At 43.0% G+C, this 21,096-nt stretch carries 20 protein-coding genes; 14 read left to right on the top strand and 6 right to left on the bottom strand.

Annotation, left to right across the window (positions count from 1 at the left end):
• Positions 1 to 13: 13 nt before the first annotated feature.
• Complete coding sequence (locus tag MusilaSJ_RS20300) at positions 14 to 250, bottom strand: hypothetical protein (RefSeq protein WP_090528942.1); 237 nt, start codon at positions 248 to 250, stop codon at positions 14 to 16.
• 196 nt (positions 251 to 446) lie between these two features.
• Here MusilaSJ_RS20300 and purH point away from each other — a divergent pair, with 196 nt between their 5' ends.
• The 6 genes from purH (at position 447) to rodA (ending at position 7,985) form a co-directional block, all read left to right on the top strand.
• Positions 447 to 1,973 (top strand): bifunctional phosphoribosylaminoimidazolecarboxamide formyltransferase/IMP cyclohydrolase, encoded by a 1,527-nt coding sequence (gene purH, locus MusilaSJ_RS20295; RefSeq protein ID WP_274986657.1) that lies wholly within the window; start codon positions 447 to 449, stop codon positions 1,971 to 1,973.
• A 250-nt stretch (positions 1,974 to 2,223) separates the two neighbouring features.
• Entirely contained in the window at positions 2,224 to 3,246 is a 1,023-nt protein-coding gene (locus tag MusilaSJ_RS20290; RefSeq protein ID WP_090528947.1) for a rod shape-determining protein, read from the top strand.
• Between the two features lie 99 nt (positions 3,247 to 3,345).
• Complete coding sequence (gene mreC, locus MusilaSJ_RS20285; protein WP_274986656.1) at positions 3,346 to 4,179, top strand: rod shape-determining protein MreC; 834 nt, start codon at positions 3,346 to 3,348, stop codon at positions 4,177 to 4,179.
• Entirely contained in the window at positions 4,172 to 4,690 is a 519-nt protein-coding gene (locus MusilaSJ_RS20280) for a rod shape-determining protein MreD (protein ID WP_274986655.1), read from the top strand. The genes mreC and MusilaSJ_RS20280 overlap by 8 nt, the downstream gene beginning before the upstream one ends.
• Complete coding sequence (mrdA, locus tag MusilaSJ_RS20275; RefSeq protein WP_274986654.1) at positions 4,687 to 6,723, top strand: penicillin-binding protein 2; 2,037 nt, start codon at positions 4,687 to 4,689, stop codon at positions 6,721 to 6,723. Before MusilaSJ_RS20280 ends, mrdA begins: the two co-directional genes overlap by 4 nt.
• The gene (gene rodA, locus MusilaSJ_RS20270; RefSeq protein ID WP_274986653.1) at positions 6,720 to 7,985 is read left to right on the top strand and encodes a rod shape-determining protein RodA; all 1,266 of its coding nucleotides are present in this window, start codon (positions 6,720 to 6,722) and stop codon (positions 7,983 to 7,985) included. Before mrdA ends, rodA begins: the two co-directional genes overlap by 4 nt.
• Before the next feature lie 303 nt (positions 7,986 to 8,288).
• Here rodA and MusilaSJ_RS20265 read toward each other — a convergent pair whose 3' ends face one another.
• Positions 8,289 to 9,362 carry a DUF8457 domain-containing protein gene (locus MusilaSJ_RS20265; RefSeq protein ID WP_274986652.1) on the bottom strand — a complete coding sequence of 358 codons (1,074 nt, stop codon included), beginning with the start codon at positions 9,360 to 9,362 and terminating at the stop codon, positions 8,289 to 8,291.
• 73 nt (positions 9,363 to 9,435) lie between these two features.
• Here MusilaSJ_RS20265 and MusilaSJ_RS20260 point away from each other — a divergent pair, with 73 nt between their 5' ends.
• Together MusilaSJ_RS20260 and MusilaSJ_RS20255 are read left to right on the top strand one after the other, a co-directional pair.
• Complete coding sequence (locus tag MusilaSJ_RS20260; protein WP_090528965.1) at positions 9,436 to 10,017, top strand: thymidine kinase; 582 nt, start codon at positions 9,436 to 9,438, stop codon at positions 10,015 to 10,017.
• Positions 10,018 to 10,149: 132 nt separating this feature from the next.
• A complete protein-coding gene (locus MusilaSJ_RS20255; RefSeq protein ID WP_274986651.1) occupies positions 10,150 to 10,518 on the top strand; it encodes a response regulator in 369 nt (122 codons plus the stop codon).
• 152 nt (positions 10,519 to 10,670) lie between these two features.
• On the opposite strand, the gene MusilaSJ_RS20250 is transcribed toward MusilaSJ_RS20255, so the two are convergent.
• Together MusilaSJ_RS20250 and MusilaSJ_RS20245 are read right to left on the bottom strand one after the other, a co-directional pair.
• Complete coding sequence (locus MusilaSJ_RS20250) at positions 10,671 to 12,854, bottom strand: TonB-dependent receptor family protein (RefSeq protein WP_274986650.1); 2,184 nt, start codon at positions 12,852 to 12,854, stop codon at positions 10,671 to 10,673.
• A 138-nt stretch (positions 12,855 to 12,992) separates the two neighbouring features.
• Positions 12,993 to 13,547: a hypothetical protein gene (locus MusilaSJ_RS20245; RefSeq protein WP_274986649.1), complete on the bottom strand. Its 555-nt coding sequence runs from the start codon at positions 13,545 to 13,547 to the stop codon at positions 12,993 to 12,995.
• Positions 13,548 to 13,867: 320 nt separating this feature from the next.
• Here MusilaSJ_RS20245 and MusilaSJ_RS20240 point away from each other — a divergent pair, with 320 nt between their 5' ends.
• The 3 genes from MusilaSJ_RS20240 to MusilaSJ_RS20230 all read left to right on the top strand — a co-directional run bounded on the left by MusilaSJ_RS20240 (position 13,868) and on the right by MusilaSJ_RS20230 (position 16,004).
• Positions 13,868 to 14,194 (top strand): DUF6686 family protein, encoded by a 327-nt coding sequence (locus tag MusilaSJ_RS20240; RefSeq protein ID WP_274986648.1) that lies wholly within the window; start codon positions 13,868 to 13,870, stop codon positions 14,192 to 14,194.
• A gap of 168 nt (positions 14,195 to 14,362) precedes the next feature.
• Complete coding sequence (locus tag MusilaSJ_RS20235; protein ID WP_274986647.1) at positions 14,363 to 15,214, top strand: helix-turn-helix domain-containing protein; 852 nt, start codon at positions 14,363 to 14,365, stop codon at positions 15,212 to 15,214.
• 76 nt (positions 15,215 to 15,290) lie between these two features.
• Positions 15,291 to 16,004 (top strand): SIP domain-containing protein, encoded by a 714-nt coding sequence (locus tag MusilaSJ_RS20230; RefSeq protein ID WP_274986646.1) that lies wholly within the window; start codon positions 15,291 to 15,293, stop codon positions 16,002 to 16,004.
• A gap of 301 nt (positions 16,005 to 16,305) precedes the next feature.
• Here MusilaSJ_RS20230 and MusilaSJ_RS20225 read toward each other — a convergent pair whose 3' ends face one another.
• Entirely contained in the window at positions 16,306 to 17,442 is a 1,137-nt protein-coding gene (locus MusilaSJ_RS20225) for a hypothetical protein (RefSeq protein ID WP_274986645.1), read from the bottom strand.
• Positions 17,443 to 17,480: 38 nt separating this feature from the next.
• Positions 17,481 to 17,798 carry a hypothetical protein gene (locus tag MusilaSJ_RS20220; protein WP_274986644.1) on the bottom strand — a complete coding sequence of 106 codons (318 nt, stop codon included), beginning with the start codon at positions 17,796 to 17,798 and terminating at the stop codon, positions 17,481 to 17,483.
• A 460-nt stretch (positions 17,799 to 18,258) separates the two neighbouring features.
• On the opposite strand from MusilaSJ_RS20220, the gene MusilaSJ_RS20215 reads away from it, so the two are divergent.
• From MusilaSJ_RS20215 to MusilaSJ_RS20205, 3 genes are all read left to right on the top strand, one after another.
• Positions 18,259 to 18,465 carry a hypervirulence associated TUDOR domain-containing protein gene (locus MusilaSJ_RS20215; protein WP_274986643.1) on the top strand — a complete coding sequence of 69 codons (207 nt, stop codon included), beginning with the start codon at positions 18,259 to 18,261 and terminating at the stop codon, positions 18,463 to 18,465.
• A 608-nt stretch (positions 18,466 to 19,073) separates the two neighbouring features.
• Positions 19,074 to 19,838 (top strand): ABC transporter ATP-binding protein, encoded by a 765-nt coding sequence (locus tag MusilaSJ_RS20210; protein ID WP_274986642.1) that lies wholly within the window; start codon positions 19,074 to 19,076, stop codon positions 19,836 to 19,838.
• Between the two features lie 104 nt (positions 19,839 to 19,942).
• Positions 19,943 to 21,067: an ABC transporter permease gene (locus MusilaSJ_RS20205; protein WP_274986641.1), complete on the top strand. Its 1,125-nt coding sequence runs from the start codon at positions 19,943 to 19,945 to the stop codon at positions 21,065 to 21,067.
• Positions 21,068 to 21,096 lie beyond the last annotated feature (29 nt).

The raw sequence follows: 21,096 nt of genomic DNA, 5'->3' as shown, positions 1-21,096 counted from the left end.
ATACAGGATGGGCTTATTGAGTATACTTAGAAAAAGCTTTATCTAACGGAATAGCTTCTTCATCAAGATCTTTATTTAAATAATTAATCAGCTCTTCGTCTGTTGCTTTTCTTCCAATCCCCCTCGCAACGTCAATTGTGTTCAAATCCTTAACTTCTTGTGTTTGCGCAGAAAGACCAAGCTCTTCAGCAAGCTGCATCAACAAGCGGGTCTTTTTTTCCGAATTTGATTGAATGATCACCGTAGTCATACACTAAGTTACCAATTATTTATGAATACCTCAACAATTAGCCTATTGAACGTACAGCAATACATTTTAAATATCGTCCGCTATAAAATTTTGATGTGGATAAATATCGATCCTTATGCTAATAACTTATCTCTAATTAACTAACCTCCAATTAACTAAATATCACTACCTTTGCGGCTCAAAAAACAGCGTGTACATGAGCCAGTCAGTTCAAATAAAAAATGCTTTAATTTCTGTTTATTACAAAGATAACTTAGAGCCCATCATTCATGAGTTAAACCGCCTTGGTGTAAATATCTATTCAACCGGAGGTACCGAAACTTTTATCCGCAATTTAGGTGTAAATGTGATCCCGGTTGAAGACCTTACTTCATACCCTTCAATACTGGGTGGCCGTGTTAAAACCCTGCACCCTAAGGTTTTCGGTGGTATTTTGGCCCGAAGGAGCTTTGATGGAGATAAACAGCAATTAGAGCAATATGAAATTCCTGAAATTGATTTGGTAATTGTTGACCTGTACCCGTTTGAAGAAACTGTACAATCAGGCGCCGGTGCCGAAGATGTGATCGAAAAGATCGATATCGGTGGTATTTCTTTGATTCGCGCGGCTGCAAAAAACTTTAAAGATGTAGTGATCGTAGCTTCAAAAGATGACTACGCAGGCCTGGAAAATATCCTGAAAACACAGGATGGTACTACCACAATTGATCAGCGCCGTTCATTCGCTCAAAAAGCATTCAACATATCGTCAAACTACGATACACATATTTTTAACTACTTTAACGAGGCTGAACCACTCCCGGTATTTAAACAAAGTATCCAAACCAGCCAGGTTTTACGTTACGGCGAAAACCCTCACCAAAAAGGAACTTTTTATGGTAACCTTGATGCCATGTTCAACAAACTCAACGGCAAAGAGCTTTCATACAACAACCTGGTTGATGTTGATGCTGCCGTTGCTATTATTGATGAGTTTACCGAGCCTACTATCGCTATCCTTAAGCATACCAATGCCTGCGGTGTAGCTTCGCGTTCATTTATCAAAGAAGCATGGATAGACGCATTGGCCTGCGACCCTGTTTCGGCCTTTGGCGGTGTAATTATTGCCAATGCCGAAATCGATGCTGAAACAGCTACTGAAATCGACAAGATATTTTATGAAGTACTGATCGCTCCTGCTTTCACTGATGAAGCCGTACAGATCCTATCAGGCAAGAAGAACCGCATCCTGTTGGTTCGCCAGCCGGTTGAGTTGCCTGTTAAGCATTTCAAAACTTTATTGAATGGTGTAATTGAGCAGGATAAAGACGCGGTTATTGAAGGTCCGGCCCAAATGACTACCGTTACTGAAAAAGCGCCGACTGAAGCTGAATTGAAAGACCTGTTCTTCGCTAACAAAATTGTAAAACATACCAAATCAAACACCATTGTGTTTGCTAAAAATAACCAGCTAATGGCAAGCGGTGTGGGTCAAACCTCAAGGGTTGACGCACTTAGGCAAGCGGTGATCAAAGCACAAAGCTTTGGCTTCGACCTGAACGGTGCGGTAATGGCCTCTGATGCATTTTTCCCTTTCCCTGATTGTGCCGAACTGGCTGCCGAAGCAGGCATCACTGCCATTTTACAACCAGGCGGATCAATTAACGACAAGCTTTCAGTTGCCATGTGCAATGAAAAAGGCCTGGCTATGGTTACTACCGGCGTACGCCACTTTAAACATTAATTTTGAGTTGGTTTAATTGAGTTTGGTGAGTGGTTGATTAAGTTGATTAGGATAGTGGTTGGTTTGCGGAAGGGGTTTTAATTAATTTAATCAATCAACACAAAACTTAATCAACCTAATCTAACTTAATCAACCATTCTCCTGAACCCAACACAATAAATGTGATTTTTTAACGCTTTAGTTTGCAAAATGCTGAACTTTTTAAGCGTATTTTTATAAACTTTGCATAACATACTGAAAGAAATACCAGATGGGTTTATTTAACTTTTTTACACAAGAAATTGCTATCGATTTAGGTACAGCAAATACCCTCATTATACATAACGATAAAGTTGTTGTTGACGAACCCTCGATCGTGGCGTTTGACAGGACAACCAATAAAGTGATCGCTATCGGGCGCCAGGCCATGCAAATGGAAGGTAAAACGCACGATAATATCCGCACTGTGCGCCCGCTTAAGGATGGCGTAATTGCCGACTTTAACGCCGCCGAGCACATGATCCGCGGTATGATCAAAATGATTAACCAGGGCAAAGGATGGTTCTTTCCATCGCTGCGTATGGTGATCTGTATCCCTTCGGGTATTACCGAGGTTGAGAAACGTGCGGTGCGCGACTCGGCCGAGATTGCCGGCGCCAAAGAGGTTTACCTCATCCACGAGCCAATGGCGGCTGCTGTAGGTATCGGTATCGACGTGGAAGAACCTATGGGCAACATGATCATCGATATTGGTGGTGGTACTACTGAAATTGCCGTTATCGCTTTATCAGGTATCGTGTGCGACCAATCGATCCGCGTAGCAGGAGATAACTTTGATTCGGACATTGTTCAATATATCCGTCGCCAGCATAACATCATGATTGGTGACCGTACTGCCGAAAAAATTAAAATTGAGGTTGGCGCCGCGCTTCCTGAACTAAGCGAGCCACCGGGTGATTTTGCCGTACAAGGCCGTGACCTCATGACGGGTGTGCCAAAACAAATCATGGTATCATATACCGAGATTGCGCATTGTTTGGATAAATCAATTTCAAAAATTGAGGAAGCGATATTAAAAGCGTTGGAAATTACCCCTCCCGAGCTTTCGGCCGATATTTATCAAACCGGGATCTACTTAACCGGTGGCGGTGCCTTGTTGCGCGGTTTGGATAAGCGTGTGGCTGCCAAAACCAAACTACCCGTTCACGTTGCCGAAGACCCTCTTCGCGCCGTAGTACGCGGAACCGGCACTGCCCTTAAAAACATTGGCAACTTTAAATTTTTAATGCAGTAATTTAGATGTGAGATTTTAGATATGAGATGTAAGGCACCGGCTATCGATGTTTTTCTGATCTCATATCTCACGTCTCATATCTCAAATCTAATCTAAGCAATGCGTAACCTTTGGATATTTATAACTAAGTATAACGCGTTTTTTTTATTCCTGATTTTTGAGATTAGCTCGCTGCTTATTTATATTAAATACAACTCGTTTCAAAAAGCATCTTTTATTAACTCAACTAATAAGGTAACCGGTACGCTGTACAGCCAGGTTGACGCCTTAAAAGAATATCTGTCATTAAAAGAAACCAACGACAGCCTTGCCCGCGAAAATGCCAAACTCCGCGGCCAGCTCAAAGCTTCTATGTATGTTGATAGTGTTGAAAAGCACAAGGTTAATGACACTGTTTACAAACAACAGTATACTTATATCGTAGCCAAAGTAATCAATAATTCGTTCAATAAACGCAGCAACTATATTACTATTGACCGGGGCAGCAGGGACGGGATCCAAAAAGATATGGGTGTAATAACCGGGGCAGGCGTTGTGGGCCAGGTTATTGCCGTAACCGAGCATTTAGCTATTATTCAATCGGTTTTACATAAAAACACGCGGTTTAGCGCTATGCTTGCAGGCACTAAAGATATAGGTTCGTTTGTATGGGGCAATGATATTGATCCGCACAGGGGTGTATTGATAGATATCCAGAATAACGCTCAGCCCAAAATTGGCGACACGGTGGTTACCTCCGGTTATTCGCTTTTCCCTACCGGCATACCGTTTGGCAAAATTACTAACCTGCATGCCAAAGGCGGCGGTTTACTCATCAACGTTGAGGTAGCCTTAGCTGTTGATTTTACAAAGCTTCAATACGTTTACGTGGTAAATAACAAATTTGCAGGTGAACAAACGGGACTGGAGGCCGTACAAAACAAAAATGAGTAGGACTATCCTTGTTAACCTTGTTAGGTTTATGGTTTTGGTTTTTATGCAGGTTTTCCTGTTAAAAAACATAACGTTTTATAATCTTGCCACCCCGTATTTCTATATCCTTTTCATTTTGTTGCTTCCCTTTGAAGTACCTAATCTGCTGTTGTTTGTACTCTCGTTCCTGACAGGCCTCACTATTGATGCTTTTTATGATACACCGGGGCTTCATGCAGCAGCCTGCGTTGTGCTGGCATTGGTACGTGTACTTTTCATCAGCATCACGGTACAAAAGGATGGCTTTGATAATGAGCCGGAACCTACATTAAGTATCATGGGTTTCAGGTGGTTTTTTACCTACGTTTTGATCCTCACTTTATTTCACCATTTTTTCCTGCTTAATTTAGAGGTTTTTAGTTTTTCTGAAATACAATACACACTAAGCCGTGTTGTTTTGAGTTCATTGTTTACCGTATTTTTAATTCTAATTTCGGGCCTGCTATTTTTCAGAAGGAAAGAACGTAAATGAATAAGTTTTTTGAACGCCGCTACGTTGTTACCGGTATCTTTATAGCTATTATATTAGCCCTGCTGGGAAGGCTTTATTATATCCAGATAGTTGACGACCGCTATACCATATACGCCAACAGCAATGTAAGGCGTACCACTATACTTTACCCTGCCCGCGGGCCTATACTTGACCGCAACGGCAAAATCCTTGTACAAAACGAACCCATTTATGATGTTACCGTCAACCCCAAGGAGGTAAAACCTTTTGATACCCTGTTGTTTTGCAAAATGATAGGCATCGACAAAGAGGGGTTTGACAAACGCTTTATCAAGGCTAAAAAACAATCGCCCAATACAGCATCCGTATTTGAAAAACAGCTTTCTGTTCAGTTGTATGCTTCATTGCAGGAAAAGCTGTTTGAGTTTCCGGGCTTTGCTATTGTACCCCGCACCATACGTACCTATCCAGATTCGGTAGCGGCACAGTTTTTAGGTTTTATTGGTGAGGTTACCGACAGGGATATCAAACGCTCAAATGGTTATTATCGCCTTGGCGATTATATTGGTGTTACCGGCGTCGAGAAGGCCTACGAAAATGTATTGCGCGGTCAACGCGGCGTACAGGTACAAATGGTAGATTCGCACGGTGTACCCAAAGGCTCATTTGCCAATGGCGCGCTTGATACCGTGCCCCGTTCGGGCGAACGTTTGACCTCGTCGTTAGATGTTGACCTGCAAAGGCTCGGTGAAAAACTGATGCAAAACAAGCTGGGCAGTATTGTGGCCATAGAGCCATCATCGGGCGAGATCTTATGTTATGTGAGCAGCCCCACCTATGATCCTAACCTCATGGTGGGTCGTCAGCGCGGTAATAACCTTGCCAAAATGTATAATAACCCGTATAAGCCGTTTTTCATCAGGCCTATCCAGGCACAATATCCTCCCGGCTCGTCATTTAAACCATTAAGTGCCCTTATCGCGCTGCAGGAGGGCATCGTTAACCCCAGCGAAACTTTTTATTGTACCGGTAATTACCGGGCAGGCAACCGCATTGTACACTGTAACCATGGCGAAGCACATGGCACGGTAAATATGGCCCGGGCTGTGGCCGAGTCATGTAACGGCTACTTCTCAATGGTTTTTCAACGTATTGTTGACCGGTACGGGGTAAAAAATACAGAAGCCAATTTCACCGCATGGCGAAATAATGTAATGAAATTTGGCCTTGGTGCAAGGCTGGACCTGGATATGCCTGCCGAAAGCCGTGGTAACGTTCCAACGCCTTTACATTATGATAATGTTTATCATAAAGGCGGCTGGCGTTCAAGCACCATCGTTCCGCTGGCCATAGGCCAGGGCGAGTTATTGGCAACACCTTTGCAAATGGCTAACCTGGAGTGTACTATTGCCAATCGCGGATTTTACTATAAGCCCCACCTTATCAAGGCAATCGGTACCAAAAACGTAATTAAAAAAGAATACGTTGAAAAAAACTATGTTGGGATAGATTCCGGATATTTTGAGCCTGTTATTAACGGAATGCAGGCAGTGGTTGAAAACGGTACAGCCAGACGGTCAAAAATACCTGATATTATTATGTGCGGTAAAACCGGCACCGCGCAAAATCCACATGGCGAGGATAACTCAGTATTTGTAGCTTTCGCCCCACGCGATAATCCTAAGATAGCGATTGCTGTTGTAGTTGAAAACTCGGGCGAGGGTGCACACTGGGCCGCTCCCATTGCAAGCTTCATAGTTGAAAAATATTTAAAAGGTAAGATAAGCCCGCGCGAATCGGGAATTACAGTTGATTATTATGCAAATGCCAATCGCCTGCCCGATCTTAGCCTTTATGCTCAAGACCTGCAAAAAGAACGCAGGCGTGACAGTATCAGGGCGGCAAAAGTTGATTCGATCAAAAAATTCAAAGCTGATTCAATAAAAAAATTCAAGGCCGATTCAATAAAAAAAGAAAGGCGCGAATCAGCTTATAACAATAAACCGGCGAACTGGATTAAATCATTAACGGGCGGGAGGCCGGGCAAGTCATGAGCAATCAGCAGCGGAGTTTCTTTTTTAATGTAGACTGGCTTACAGTTTTTCTGTACCTGATATTATGTACCATTGGCTGGTTCAATATCCATGCTGCTGTTTTTGATGTCAACCACTCCAGTATTGTTGATGCCTCCACCAATTACGGCAAACAGTTTATTTACATCTGCGTATCCATTGTCGTAGGTATTGTGATACTCCTGCTCGAAAGCCGATTTATTGCTGCCTTAGCCCCGGCATTTTACGTGTTGATTGTACTGTTATTGATACTGGTGCTGGTGATAGGTCGAAACGTAGGCGGTAACCAGGCCTGGATTAACATGGGCGGCGGTTTCCGGCTGCAGCCTTCGGAGTTTGCCAAGTTTGCAACCTGTTTGTTGCTTGCGCGATATTTAAGCGGCACTAATATCAGGGTTACCGAACCCAAATCATTTTTAACGGCCGCCGTGATTATCGGGTTCCCGATGTTGCTGATCATGCTGCAGCCCGATACCGGTTCGACACTGGTATTTTGCTCTTTGATATTTGTTTTATACCGCGAAGGGCTTTCGCCTTATTTCCTGGTGATAACGGGGTTGTTCATCACCCTTTTTGTTACGTCGCTATTATACAATCCGCTGTATATTATCCTGATACTGGCTGCAATAACTGCTTTCATTATCTTTTTGTTTAAGCGTAACAGGCAGCTCATCAAAACCCTGATCATCGGCCTTGCAATTTCTATAGCATTTATATTCAGTGTAAAGTTTATCTATACCCACGTTTTAAAGAAACATCAAACAGAGCGTATTAACATACTCCTGGGCATCACTACCGATTTAAGGGGGAAAGGCTATAATGTAAACCAGTCGAAAATAGCTATAGGCTCCGGAAAAATGTGGGGTAAAGGTTATTTACATGGTACACAAACCCAATACTCATTTGTACCCGAGCAAAGTACCGACTTTATTTTCTGTACCGTCGGCGAAGAATGGGGCTTTGCAGGCTCATTAACGGTAATAAGCCTTTTCATGTTCCTGATATTGCGGGTAATACTCATAGCCGAACGGCAACGATCGCCTTTTACGCGTATTTACGGTTACGGTGTAGCTTCAGTGCTATTTTTTCACGTAGTGATCAATATCGGTATGACCATTGGCGTAGTGCCCGTTATTGGGATCCCTTTACCGTTCATCAGCTATGGAGGCTCGTCGCTGTTAAGCTTTACCATGCTCTTGTTCGTGCTTATCAAACTCGACTCCAACAGGATGGGGATTATTTAAGCGTTTTTAGTCCGCAAGTCGGTGGAAGTCGGAAGGTCCGTAAGTTAAAAACGGTTAAATTTGTTTGAGAAGGTTTTACGTAGAGACGCATCACATGCGTCTCCCATAGAATAAGCCGCTTTGTAAGTCATTAAGTTCAGGAATTTGCATGCGGGAGACGCATGTGATGCATCTCTACATTTTTAAAACGGCTAAATTTAAACAGCCTCTTATAAAGCACAACGAGGGTACGCTATCAAAAGCAATATTATTCAAGTCGCTTTGGCTATGAACTATGAACCATCAACCATGAACCAAAAAACTTCATCCCGCCGGATACCTTCTTTTCAGCAAAGCGTAAAACTTATCGGCTGTTGATGCTTTACTTTCCCAGTTGTTTTTAACTACGTAGTTTGTTTTCAGGAAACGTTCGGCTTCTTCAAAAGTGTTAAATCGGTTTACTATCTCAATAGCTTCACTGTAGGCCAGGCTGTAACCATTAAACAAATCTTTTATATAAAGCAGCTTATCGTTTAGGTTTATGGCCGATTTAAGATCGGTAACCGGCAACTCGGCAGTGGTGCTTGCTGCATTGTTAGCCTTCTCGGCCTTTTGGGCCATGATCCTCTGATTAAAGGTCAGTACCTGTTGGCTGCTGCCTGTATCTGCCGAAGGAGCTGTAGCCACAACAGGCTCCGCTGCGGGTTTTACGGGCTCAGTTACCGGTACGGGCTTTGGCTGTTCGGCTATGGGTACTATCTCAACCGGCTTTTCGGGAAGTTCACCCATCAGCTCTTCCTGCTCAAACCTGTCAGCTTCGTCGTCCCAGGTATCAGCCTCGTTTAAATTTAGTTCAAAGCTGCTTCCTTCAGGAATTTCCTGTTGAAATGAATAAGTATCTGTATCTTTTTCGGCAGCGAAATTTATTTGCGGTTCGGGCGTTTCCTTTATTTCGGGCGCAGGGTTGATCACTTCTATTTTTACCGGGTTAAACGGCACCGGAGCTGGTGGTTCAGCATCGCTGGTAAGTTCTATCTTATCAACCGGCACAGGGACGTGCTGTTGTACTACCGGCTCAAAAAAGCGCTGCTCATGCAAAGCTTCTTCCTTTGCAGGCGGAGGCGTTACCGGCACCGGAGCGGGAGGTAATACCAGGGTTACCGGTGTATGTTCTTCAACTGCCGGCTGGTTTTTTTCTGCAAGCAGTGCAGGAGCTGCCGCGCGCTCGTTGATGCGGCGCAGTATTTCGGCATGGTCTTTTAAAAAATGGGCATTGGCTACAAAAAGTTCTAATTCAAGCTCGTTAAGTTCGCTGGGATCAGCTGCAAGGTAGTCATATTGATCATTAAGCTCTTTTAAAATCCCACCTATCTTTTTAAATACATCCATTTGCTTCATGGCCTCAATGTTAGGAAAATGCTTACCAAAAATAGGATTAAATTCTGATATTTGCCGACTATAAAAGTCATAAATGGTATATCACGAAGAGGTTTTCAGGCGTAAAAGCGAAGTAGGCGGCAGTATTGAGGTTATCTGCGGATCAATGTTCTCGGGCAAAACCGAAGAGCTGATCAGGAGGCTTAACCGTGCCCGCATTGCCAAGCTTAAGGTTGAGATTTTTAGCCCTAAAGCCGATACCCGTTATGGCGAGGATGCCATCATTTCGCACAATGCCAGCAAAATAACTTCTACCCCGGTTGATAGCGCTTCGGCTATTTTACTGCTGGCCAGTGATGCCCATGTAATAGGTGTTGATGAAGCACAATTTTTTGACGATGAGCTCCCCGAGGTATGTACCGTACTGGCCAACCGCGGCGTACGCGTAATTGTAGCCGGCTTGGACATGGATTTTAAAGGCCGTCCATTTGGCTCAATGCCCAACATTATGGCCATTGCCGAATCGGTAACCAAACTGCAGGCCGTTTGCGTAAGATGCGGCAACCCGGCCCAATACTCGTACCGCCTGGTACATGATAATTCAAAAATATTATTAGGCGAAAAGGAAAGCTATGAGCCCCGCTGCAGGGCATGCTATAATACCGTTGCGGGTTAAGATTTCATTAAATAATATATTTTTTATTTAATACTATAACTAAAACAAATACCGGGTATTTGTTTGTTATGTACTTAAGCACAGCAGCTTCAAAAAGAAGGTGCTTTAATAAAGTATAAAGCAATCAAGTTTATGGCCAAAAAGGTTTTAGTTATAGAGGACGATAAAGATATTCGTGATACCGTAGTGTATGTATTGGAGGAAGAAGGTTACGAAGTAATACAATCCGACAATGCCCGAATCCTGCGTACCCTGACCACTATTAACCCCGGCCTGATTTTGCTTGATAACTGGCTTACCGATTGGAGCAGTGACGCCAACGGGCAGCAGCTAAGTAAAAGTATAAAAGACAATCCGGCTACCAGCCACATCCCCGTGATCATTATTTCGGCCGTGAGCAATATCAAAGAAATTGCCAAAGCCGGTAACGCCGATGGGTACCTTGCCAAGCCATTTGATCTGACATCACTTTCAGAGATCGTAAAAAAGCATATCAAGTAAGCAATCCTTATCAGTATAAATAAAACGACCCTCCATTAATTTGAAGGGCCGTTTTGTTAGGCCTCACCTAAATCCGCTCCAGGAGAGGACGTTGAAGAAATATCGTTAAATACTTTAAGCCTTCTCCTTTGGGGAGGTTTTGGAGCCGGCGCTTAAATCTTCAGCCCAAACCCAATATTAAACGTACGCCCGTCGGCCGGTAAAATGCCTGGTCCGGGGTACATGTTAATACGGCGTGTAAAATATTTAGCGTTAAATAAGTTGTTCACATTGGCCGTGAGATGGTAGTTTTTCAGAAACCCATAATTGAAAGCCCAGTCGAACAAATGATACGCGGGCACTATGCCGGTAGCGCCTGTGGCATTAAAAGTAGTATTATTGGCATCACTAAAGCTTTTCCCTACATAGCTGTATTGCAGTGTGCTGCTTACATGGCCGCTTAAAAATGTTAAACCTGCACGGTCTATCCAATCGGGAGTGCCTTCAAGTTGATTATTTTTTAAACTTACATTTTTTCCGTTTTGATTGACAGAACCACTGGTGTAACGACCATGCGTGTACGACAGTGAGTTGAACAAACGGAGATCACTCACCGAAGATTTATCAAATGAGCGGATCAGCGAAACTTCGGTAAAGGCCTCAATACCTTTAGCCACGCCATTACCAATGTTGGTCATGTAAAGATGGGCTACGTTATTGGCATCAGTTTGGGTCAGGGTACCTGCCCTATTGCCATAGTAAACGTAAAAGGCGTTAACATCAAAACTAAATAAAGTGCTGATATGACCGCGGTAACCCAGGTCGGCATCATAACCTTTGCTATCCCTGATGTTCGGATCGATAATGGTCAACTGATCTGCAGGGGTAACGGCGGCATAAATATAAGGGCGGTAAGCCTGTGAAATATTACCGTAAAGTTGGTTTCCACCGGCAAACTGGTATTGCAAACCAGTACCAAACAGCGGAAAGTTGCGATTATCCTTATAGGTTACAGGCACCGCACGGTTTACAATAACACCCGAAGTAGTGGTATTGATCTGCTCAAAACGCACACCGGGGGTAACTGTAAATGCCTGCGTTACCTGGAACATATTTTCGGCAAAGGCTGCATAGTTTAAGGTATGCAATCTCAGGTCGATGCCATAATCTTTAACCAGGCGCAGGTCAAAATCAGATGCTGCCGTGCCTGTGCCTTTTTGTTTACGTTTGGTAGTTTCTTCAAAATACCTTATACCTGTGGTAAACGAGCTCCTGAGATTACCGAGTTTGTAAGTATGCAGCAAGCGGGCTTCGGTAGTGAAACCGGCATAATAATCACGGTCGACCTGGCGCGGATTAAATGTTTTCAAACTTGTATTAACTGTATCAGGTATATTGGCCGTGTTAATGAACTGCACACTATTGCGCTGACCAAACAGTACATGCGAGGTAACTTCCAGCCTGGTATTTCTATCAAACCGGTAATTGAACAACAATGCCGGGATATTGATTTCAGGATTGAAAAAATTACGCGCACGGGTCGACTGACGATTGTTTGCTTCAAATTGTGCGTCGGTTAAACCACCGGCTATTTGCTGCCTGTAGTCTGATCTTGAAAACTGGAAAGCTATGCTGCCCTGATCATTAAACTGGTATTTGAGGCTGGCGTAGTAAGCGCGGGAGTTAAAATTGGCATCAGGCCGCCAGCCATCGCCGGTGCGGGCGCTGTAAAAAGCGTAATAACTAACCTTGCCCGCTTTGCCGCCAATGGCATTATACGAATTGAAAAACCTGTTTGAGCCGGCCGATTGTTCGCTTTCAAAACCCAGCACCTTAGTGCTGTCGCCTTCTTTAAGTTTGAAGTTAACCATGCCGCCAAACTGGCTGCCAAATTGTAATGCCGCCGAACCTCGCACTATCTGAATTTCGCTTACCGCCTGGAATGGCACATTGTAATGATTTTCGGGATAGCCAAACATATCCGAGTTGGTGTTATAGCCATTTTGCCTGATGTTGGTTTCGATAGAGCGGTGGGTGTCCGTACCCCGGGTACCGATATTGAGCTGTAAACCGGCACCGTCCATCTCCCAGATATTAACGCCGGGAACTTTTGCAAAGGTCATACGGGCATTATTATTAGCTAAGTTTGCTTTTCCGGCGTCAAGAAAAATATCAAAGGTTTTTTTTCCGGCAAAAATGCTGGTGCCGGATACATTGGGCAAATGTTTTGGCCTGCTTTCTTTAATAATAACACTGTCAAGTTGCAGGGTATCTTTAACGCTTTTATGCTGCGCCCGGGCAAAGCCCGCGCAACATATTAATAAGGCAGGTAATGAAGTTTTATAAAGGGTATTCATTTATTCAAATAAAATAGATTTTGGGGGATGCTGTTCAGGCACAATAATGAAACTGGCAATGCATACGCGCAGCGTATTGCAGGCATATCAATGCAAGTCATTAAGATTGAGGGAACAGATTAATTATCGGATATAAACTTAGGCAAGCGCCATTTCCGGAGGCTGACCGCCGACAGATACAAAAGCATCAGGCATGCTGATATAGATAAATGTGCCGGGGGGCTGAACAGGCTCCGTCTGTTTTATAAAAGCGTATGAAATTTCGGGGCAGTTATATTTAGCGTCGCTGCCCAATTTTTTTTCTGATGATTCATGTGTGCGTTTGCTGATAGGCTTACTATATAACTTTTTAGCGCAGATCACATTTTCATTCAACAACCTGGTAGTTTCATAGTTGGGGATACACTGTACATACAACGTATCGCGCGTAACCCTGAGTTTCACGTAGTTGTACGACACACCATCCAGCTGTAACTGCCCGGAAACATTCACATAGCTGTCCCAATCATGTATAAAGGGCAGGTTTTGGCCGATCTTAATTTCAATGAGATCGCGCGAATCATATTTACCTCTGGCAATTTGCCGGGCAATTACTTTGTTTGATCTGTTAAAAAAATATTGATTAAGCGCCATGTACCCCAGCAAATTGAGCATATGGGTAACTAACATTACTATGGCAAAAGTCTTTTTCAATCAATAATCAGTCTAAACAACAGCAATGCTACGCAAATTTTAGGGATATAATAATTCATACGTTAAAAAAAATAAACTCAAAGTAATTAATTCTGAATGCTTTTTGGAGTTTTATTTATTTTTATTTGGATTTATTCTAAATAACGTATTTCTTTGTTGCTGTTAATACACTATGCGCAAAACAGAGGCCCACAAGCTCATTAACAATTATTTGATTATTAATGCTTAAAATATAAAGTCCTGTTCTGTAGTTTAATTGTTTATATCAAACATTTAATCAGCAGAGCAGGCACCAATTCATTTTTAAATTACCAGAATTTATGTGCGATGCTAAAATACTCAGCCAAAAGGGAACATCGGTAGTGAGCCGTTGCTCCGAATGCCAATGCCTATTTATATGGCATCATAACCTGATCCTTAGCTTTACACCCGATCAATTTATCCAGTTTAAAAATTTCACTATCGATCTTGATTTCGGCGACCATTCCTTCCCATTTCCCGACGGACAGGAACGCGTGGTAATGCGTACCCCGGTCAATGATATCCAGCTTACTTTTACTGTTGATGAATGGGAAGATTTTCATGTTGCGATGGATGAAGCCATTTACATGCAGGAAATTTATGCACTGGTAGATGGCGGTAAATAATCGCCGGAATTATTGTATTTATATAGCTGAAAGCGGAATGCACAAAGCCAAAAGCTAATTTAGGTCCAATACTAACAGATTCTATCTAAAATAAATTCCTTAGCCTGGAGAAAATGTACCCTACCGGTTAAAGATTGCGTTACAATAATACAATAACTACCCTGCAAAATGAAAGATATACCTGTACACCAGCTACATGAACGATCAAATACCGGCTTTGAGATCAGGCACTTCGAAAGCGGCGAAGAAGATTCAAAAAAACCGCCGATGGGCGCCCATCGTGATGATCATTACCTGTTTTTTTTGATTGAAAGCGGCTCGGCATCACTGATGATAGATTTTAACGAAATTCATTTTTGTGAAAACACATTCTATTATATTTTGCCGGGGCAGGTACACCACCGGATACGTAATGAAATTGCAGGCGGCTGGTATGTAGCCATCGATTCACAGCACATTCCGGCCGACTTCCGGAATATTTTTGAAAACCAACTTTTTTTGCAGCAGCCTTATCAACTGAATGATATTGAATTAAGGCAATACCAGCAGCTCCTTTGTCTGTTACGTGAAAAAAATAATGAGGATGATAACAGCGCTTTCTTTTTACCCGTTTTGCAATCGCTTATACAATCATTCACAGGCATGGCAGCGGCCACTTTCAGTAACGTTTATACGCCCGAAAAGCAACTTTCAAGGCCGGCACAAATTTCACATCAGTTTAAAAAGCTATTGTTGAGGCATGTACGCACAGTTAAAGGCCCATCGGCATACGCGGGTATGCTTAATGTTTCCGAATCATATCTTAACGAGGTTTTAAAGAAAACCACCGGGTTCCAGGTAAGTTACTGGATAACCCAGGAAGTAATGCTGGAAGCAAAAAGATTACTGTATTACAGCGGCCTCAACGTAAAGGAGATTGCGCATACACTGGGTTATGATGACCACACCTATTTTTCGCGGTTATTTAAAAAATCGGCCTGCATCACCCCGCTCGAGTTCAGGGACAAACACCGTAAATAATCCAATATTTACCCTGAAACTACTATTTTATCAGCCTAAAATTCAATGTTTCTTTGTAGTATTAAAACACTACACCATGGAAACATCCACTCTTCATAAATTAAAAAGAAAGGCAGGCAGCTTGTTTGAAAACCAACTTTTACAAAGTGGCAGGGTGCTTGAAGTAAGGCACTGGGAACCGTCGACCATGATTGAGATTGACCTGCACTTACCACAGGCTGATATGCAAAACTGGCACGAAATACCCTACATAAAAATAAAAGTTGATAACCTTACTTACCGCGATTATACCCCTGCCGGCTGGGATGCCGAAACCAGCACCTGTACCCTGTATGTTGATGCAGCCCATAGCGGTCCCGGCAGTAAATGGGCTAAACAACTTCAAAAAAACGATACCGTACGCTATTTAAAAATCCGTTCTACCCGGCACGCACCGGCCGGCACCCCGGCCATAATAGGCCTTGGCGATGAAAGCAGCATGGGGCATATGCTGGCCTTACAGCAAATGGTATTACCCGCAACGCGTTTTTCGGGCGCTATAGTTATGGCCGATGAAAATCACAGGGATTTATTTGGTGAATATTTCAAATCGCCATTAACACCTATAGAACGTAATGATGTATACGGTCATCACAGCCTCATCCAGTGGGTAATGGAACAACAGTATAACCTTGAACACTCGGTATTTTACATTGCCGGCAACCATACCATGGTAGGCGAATTACGCAAATTGTTAAAACTACAGGGGTACCCGTCAAGCCAGATCAGGATACAGGGTTTTTGGTCATAAAAGTTAGTTGATTGGGCTTGTCCTGTGCAAGCCTCCCTTTCACCGACATTTTATGCCGTTTCACCTAAAAAAACCTGTTTAACAAAAAGCTAAGGGCACATATTTGCGGCAAATAACATTACTATGAAAACATTTTACAATCCGCTTATAGCTGTGATGATCTCCCTGCAAGAGCATACGGTAACCGTTATCCAGGCGTTGGCTAACCTGATCAGTTAATATATTCATCTGCCTATAAAACACGGAAGCCGCTTTGCAGTTAAGGCAAGGCGGCTTCGCTATTTAATACCTGTTTATTGTTTTATGGCTGCAGCCAAACCACCTTTACGCCCTTATCGCCGTGTTGATTTTCAAGCTTTAAAGTTGCATAAACATTGTTTTTACGGTCGTAGTCGGATATGGAAAACAAACCCAGGTCATGATCACGTTTACCTGCAGGGTTGCCAAAAACGTAATCCCGTTTCAAAATAGGATCAGGCCCTTTGAGCGGGTAATAGAACCCATCACTACCACTAACACCTTTTATGGTTACCAAACCACCTTTTTCCTGGGCGTCGTTATTGCGTTCAGTATCATTAAATAATACAAAACTTTTTGGGCCGGCACTCAGAAAAGCGAACGATTTAAACTGGTTACCACCCGAAAGGCGTTGGGCAGTACCTTCACGCAGCGACTGATAAAAAGGATTTAAATAAACGTTAAGCAAATCATGACTCTTGCGTATAAGATAATCATTAATAAACTCGCCTGTTTTGCTATAATTAACCACGGCTATATCACCAAGCGTTGTTGCAATATACCTACCCGAGGTTACCGTCATTTCTTCAGATACAATTGAAAATGTCCCGTCATCATTAAGGTACAGGTTTTGCGGCAATCCCCTAAAACCTTTTTTTGAATACTGATCGAGCCTTGGCGATGGGGAGATCAGATCGGCCCGGTTAATCTTCTTTTCAAATGGGTTCACGAACGACAGGATTGGAGTATATCCCCTGTCACCTTTCTTTTCTTTAACCAGCGCAACCAATATTAACGATTTTATAGCAGGGCTGTAACGTGTTATTCCTTCGTAAACGATCAGATCTTTTGAAAAACCCAATTCGGTAAAACTAACCGCTTTGGCTCCCTTATCAAGATTAGCCAGGATCAACTCACTCTCCTTGCCGCCGCTGCTTTTAGTATTGTAGCCATAAGCCAGCACACAAACTTTATCGCTGCCTATAACTGCCATATCTACATAACGCATGTACTTATATTTTTCTTCGGGCGATGCATAATAAGCTCTGTTAGTTTCCTTGTTATCAGAACCATAGCTTACAATTTCAATACGTTTACTCCGTTCAGATTCAAAACTATTGAACATTACCACAGCGTAATTATCACTATCAGGATCTTTACGCACAAAAAAATGGGGCTCCGGTACATCACCGAAGGCCATAGCGTAGCCTCCAAAAAAACTTACATGAGCAAGTTCACCTATTTTCTGATCATCAAAACAGCATTACCCGCTAATTCAAAAACAGCTTCGATACTCCCATGGTCGAGTTTACCGTACGATGGATCAACGTGAGTTACGGCAATTTCCTGATAGCTTGCATTATACATGCGGACGTTTATTCCCTTTTTATATGTAATATGAATAAACATGGTATTGCCGTTTTTAAGCTGGAGAATCTTAGCGAAGCCCTCTTCAGGTTCTTCAAAGGTAGCGCCTTCGGCAAGGGGTTTAAATTGTGCTTGGAGCGTAATGCCACACAATAGCATTAACGCGACTAACAGAGCAGTCTTTTTCATTTAGTGATAATTAATTAGGTGTAAATTGTTTCTGTTAAACAAATGTAACGAAAACAACGACATTCAGTCTATTAACGCGACAATAGAGTATAAAAAATTGCTCTTTTCATTAATCCTAATACCCCAATTTTTACCGACGACATCCATTTTTTACCGGCATTTCTCCGATATTTTACCGCTATTCACCGATAACCGTACTTGCTTCGCCTAATAAACCTAACGGCAGGGTGTCTTTTGTGTGCAATTTTGGATCACTAAACAACAACAAATAAATGCCATGAAAACTCTACTTGCAATTCAATTGATCCATTTGGTAATGAAAGCCGCCGAGCACGCCGTGGCTATCGCCCACTCCATTGGTCATTTAATAAAATAATGTCCCGGCACCCCGAGGGTTGTTATTTCATCTTTGTTAAATCAATAATTAACCGCACATGTTATCCTTAAAAAGGGTGAGCACATGAAAAAAGGAGATGAAGTAACCTGGAAATGGGGAAAATCAGAAGCTGAAGGCAAGGTGGTTAAAAAACACACCCAACCGGTAAGCAAAACTATAAAAGGCGCAAAAGTTAAACGGAACGCCAGCAAAGAGGAGCCCGCTTATGAAATTGAACAGAAAAACGGTAGTAAAGTGCTGAAATCTGAAAGTGAGTTAAAGGCCAGCTAAACCCCATCTTTACGAAGATTATTTTAGCCCGGATGATGAACATCCGGGCTTTTTTATTTTTGGCCGCTTGTCATGTTGAGCGATAGCGAAGAATCTTCTTCGCAATGTTCAAAGCTATGCATATTCATAGTACAGAGGATCTTCACTATCGTTACCCAAGACAACTTCAAACGGGTGTCATACTGAGCCCGTCGAAGTGTGGCGGGCAAGCCCCTCCGCACGAGTCTTCGACAGGTTACCCATGACAAGTTTAAAAAACGCCTGTCATTCTGATTGTAGCGAAGAATCTTCTGCAAGATACAGGGCCGCTAAGCAGGGCGAAGAAGATCCTTCGTTCCTCAGGATGACAATAAGTATTAATGTCATTTCACTTTCAGAGGCCTCGGATTTAAACACTCAGCATGACATAATTAAAATGGGTCATGCTGAGCTTGTCGAAACATGTGGGCAGGGCTTCTGCGCGCGTACTTCGATGGGCTCAGGATGACAGCCTACACCTAAATGCCATCTCCCCTCCATACCCCGCTCCAACTTACTTTCACCGTAAAAATTCTGTACTTCACCGAAAAACTCATGGTTATTTCATTAATGTGATGCATTTTTACCCTATGACAAAACAACCTATCATCACTGTAAACAACCTGGTAAAAAACTATGGCGATTTTGCAGCCGTTAAAGGCATTAGTTTTGAAGTTTACGAAGGTGAGATCTTCGGCTTGCTCGGCCCCAATGGCGCAGGTAAAACAACTACCCTCGAAATTATAGAAACCCTTCGCGATAAAACATCCGGCAGTATTAATGTTGATGGCTTTGATATTGAAACCGACGCTGATAGCATCAAAAAGCTTATTGGTGTACAATTGCAGGCTGCAGGCTATTATCCCAACCTCAATCTATCGGAGCTGATCGTACTGTTTTCGGGGCTATATGGCATCGATAAAACACCAATGGAAATGCTGGAAAAAGTTGCACTTACCGATAAAGCGAAGGCTAAATATAAAGACCTTTCCGGCGGACAAAAGCAGCGTTTTTCTATCGCTACTACGCTCATCAATAACCCAAGGATCATATTTTTGGATGAACCTACAACCGGTCTCGACCCACAGGCACGCCGTAACCTCTGGGATTTGATCCGTGAGATCCGTGACCAGGGCACTACAGTAGTGATCACCACCCACTACATGGACGAGGCTGAAGTGTTGTGCGACCGTGTTGCCTTTGTTGACGGCGGGTATATTATCGGCATTGACACTCCCGACCATTTCATTGATGAGCTGGTAGCATCAGGCTTCGAACGTAAAAAGCAGGTAAAACTCGCCAATCTCGAAGACGTATTCATCAACCTCACCGGGAAGGAATGGCGGGAGGGATAGGTGCCCCAGCCCCCTAAAGGGGGAGTCAGTATGCAGTTTTAAGTTTGCAGTGGCAGTAAATATCTGAGCAAACAAGCCCAATGAACTAATGAACCATTGAACTAATGAACAATAAGTACAGCAATACAAAAGCAACCCTGGCTATTGCCCGGGCAAGTTTCCGGTCGATATTACGCAGTCCTTCGGCGGTGGTGTTTACGCTGGCTTTCCCCTTGATATTCATCATTGTTTTTGCCAATATTGGCGGCGGGGGCATGTCGATAGATGTAGGTGTAGCCAAAGGCAGCGATACATCGGCCAATAACCCGGTTTACACTGCACTGAAAAAAAACAAGATCATGCACCTCATCCATGATCAAACGGCTGATGAAATGAATAAAAACCTGGCAAAAGGAAATATCGATGCTATTATCGACCTTAAACCCTTTGCACCACCAGCATCAATGACCGTTCATGTACAATATAGCCAGGCATCGGGCGATAAAGGCAGTGTATTGAAATCGGCATTGAACAATATTTTTTATCGTATTCAATCAGAAGAATTGAAGCGCATCCAATCATACACCACGGTTCAGGTACCCAAATTAATCGATCTTAAAGAAGAAACCATAAGTGGTCGCCCGTATAAATATATTGACTTTATATTGCCCGGACAGTTAGGTTTTTCGTTGCTAAGCAGCGGCGTTTTCGGTACGGCTTTCGTGTTCCTGAGCCTGCGGTTAACATTGGTTATCAAGCGTTTTTTTGCTACGCCGGTTAAGCGTTACAGTATTGTGTTGGGCGAAGCTATTGCGAGGCTGGCCTTTTCTTTATTAGGTTCATTATTTATTATACTGGTTGGGCATTACATGTTTGGTTTTACGCTGATCCACGGTGTAACAACTGTACTAAATATGCTGGTACTTTCGGCAATAGGGTTGATCATTTTCATGGGATTCGGCTTTACTGTATCTGGCATCGCCAAAAACGAAAGTTCGGTGCCACCGCTTTCCAATATTATCACGCTGCCGCAGTTCCTGCTTTCGGGTACTTTTTTTTCAATCACCGCCTTTCCAAACTGGCTGCAATATATCAGCAAGGTGTTACCGCTAACCCATTTAAACGATGCTATGCGCAAAGTAGCATTTGAGGGCGCGGGCTTAGGTGATGTTACACACCAGTTACTGATTCTTTTTGCCTGGTTTATCGGAATTTATGCGGTAGCGGTAAAAACGTTTAAGTGGGAATAGCGGGAAAGGATCAGGAATTTAAGATTTAT

It is taken from the genome of Mucilaginibacter sp. SJ, assembly GCF_028993635.1.
Lineage (GTDB): Bacteria > Bacteroidota > Bacteroidia > Sphingobacteriales > Sphingobacteriaceae > Mucilaginibacter.
Note: the sequence above shows the minus strand (reverse complement) of the source record. Positions and strands in the feature narration are given on the sequence as shown.

Bases quoted from the DNA above. Each gene is read 5' to 3' on its own strand.
- MusilaSJ_RS20300 (WP_090528942.1), bottom strand. From the start codon at position 250: ATGACTACGGTGATCATTCAATCAAATTCGGAAAAAAAGACCCGCTTG.
- purH (WP_274986657.1), top strand. From the start codon at position 447: ATGAGCCAGTCAGTTCAAATAAAAAATGCTTTAATTTCTGTTTATTAC.
- MusilaSJ_RS20290 (WP_090528947.1), top strand. From the start codon at position 2,224: ATGGGTTTATTTAACTTTTTTACACAAGAAATTGCTATCGATTTAGGT.
- mreC (WP_274986656.1), top strand. From the start codon at position 3,346: ATGCGTAACCTTTGGATATTTATAACTAAGTATAACGCGTTTTTTTTA.
- MusilaSJ_RS20280 (WP_274986655.1), top strand. From the start codon at position 4,172: ATGAGTAGGACTATCCTTGTTAACCTTGTTAGGTTTATGGTTTTGGTT.
- mrdA (WP_274986654.1), top strand. From the start codon at position 4,687: ATGAATAAGTTTTTTGAACGCCGCTACGTTGTTACCGGTATCTTTATA.
- rodA (WP_274986653.1), top strand. From the start codon at position 6,720: ATGAGCAATCAGCAGCGGAGTTTCTTTTTTAATGTAGACTGGCTTACA.
- MusilaSJ_RS20265 (WP_274986652.1), bottom strand. From the start codon at position 9,362: ATGAAGCAAATGGATGTATTTAAAAAGATAGGTGGGATTTTAAAAGAG.
- MusilaSJ_RS20260 (WP_090528965.1), top strand. From the start codon at position 9,436: ATGGTATATCACGAAGAGGTTTTCAGGCGTAAAAGCGAAGTAGGCGGC.
- MusilaSJ_RS20255 (WP_274986651.1), top strand. From the start codon at position 10,150: ATGGCCAAAAAGGTTTTAGTTATAGAGGACGATAAAGATATTCGTGAT.
- MusilaSJ_RS20250 (WP_274986650.1), bottom strand. From the start codon at position 12,854: ATGAATACCCTTTATAAAACTTCATTACCTGCCTTATTAATATGTTGC.
- MusilaSJ_RS20240 (WP_274986648.1), top strand. From the start codon at position 13,868: ATGTGCGATGCTAAAATACTCAGCCAAAAGGGAACATCGGTAGTGAGC.
- MusilaSJ_RS20235 (WP_274986647.1), top strand. From the start codon at position 14,363: ATGAAAGATATACCTGTACACCAGCTACATGAACGATCAAATACCGGC.
- MusilaSJ_RS20230 (WP_274986646.1), top strand. From the start codon at position 15,291: ATGGAAACATCCACTCTTCATAAATTAAAAAGAAAGGCAGGCAGCTTG.
- MusilaSJ_RS20225 (WP_274986645.1), bottom strand. From the start codon at position 17,442: ATGGCCTTCGGTGATGTACCGGAGCCCCATTTTTTTGTGCGTAAAGAT.
- MusilaSJ_RS20220 (WP_274986644.1), bottom strand. From the start codon at position 17,798: ATGAAAAAGACTGCTCTGTTAGTCGCGTTAATGCTATTGTGTGGCATT.
- MusilaSJ_RS20215 (WP_274986643.1), top strand. From the start codon at position 18,259: ATGAAAAAAGGAGATGAAGTAACCTGGAAATGGGGAAAATCAGAAGCT.
- MusilaSJ_RS20210 (WP_274986642.1), top strand. From the start codon at position 19,074: ATGACAAAACAACCTATCATCACTGTAAACAACCTGGTAAAAAACTAT.
- MusilaSJ_RS20205 (WP_274986641.1), top strand. From the start codon at position 19,943: ATGAACAATAAGTACAGCAATACAAAAGCAACCCTGGCTATTGCCCGG.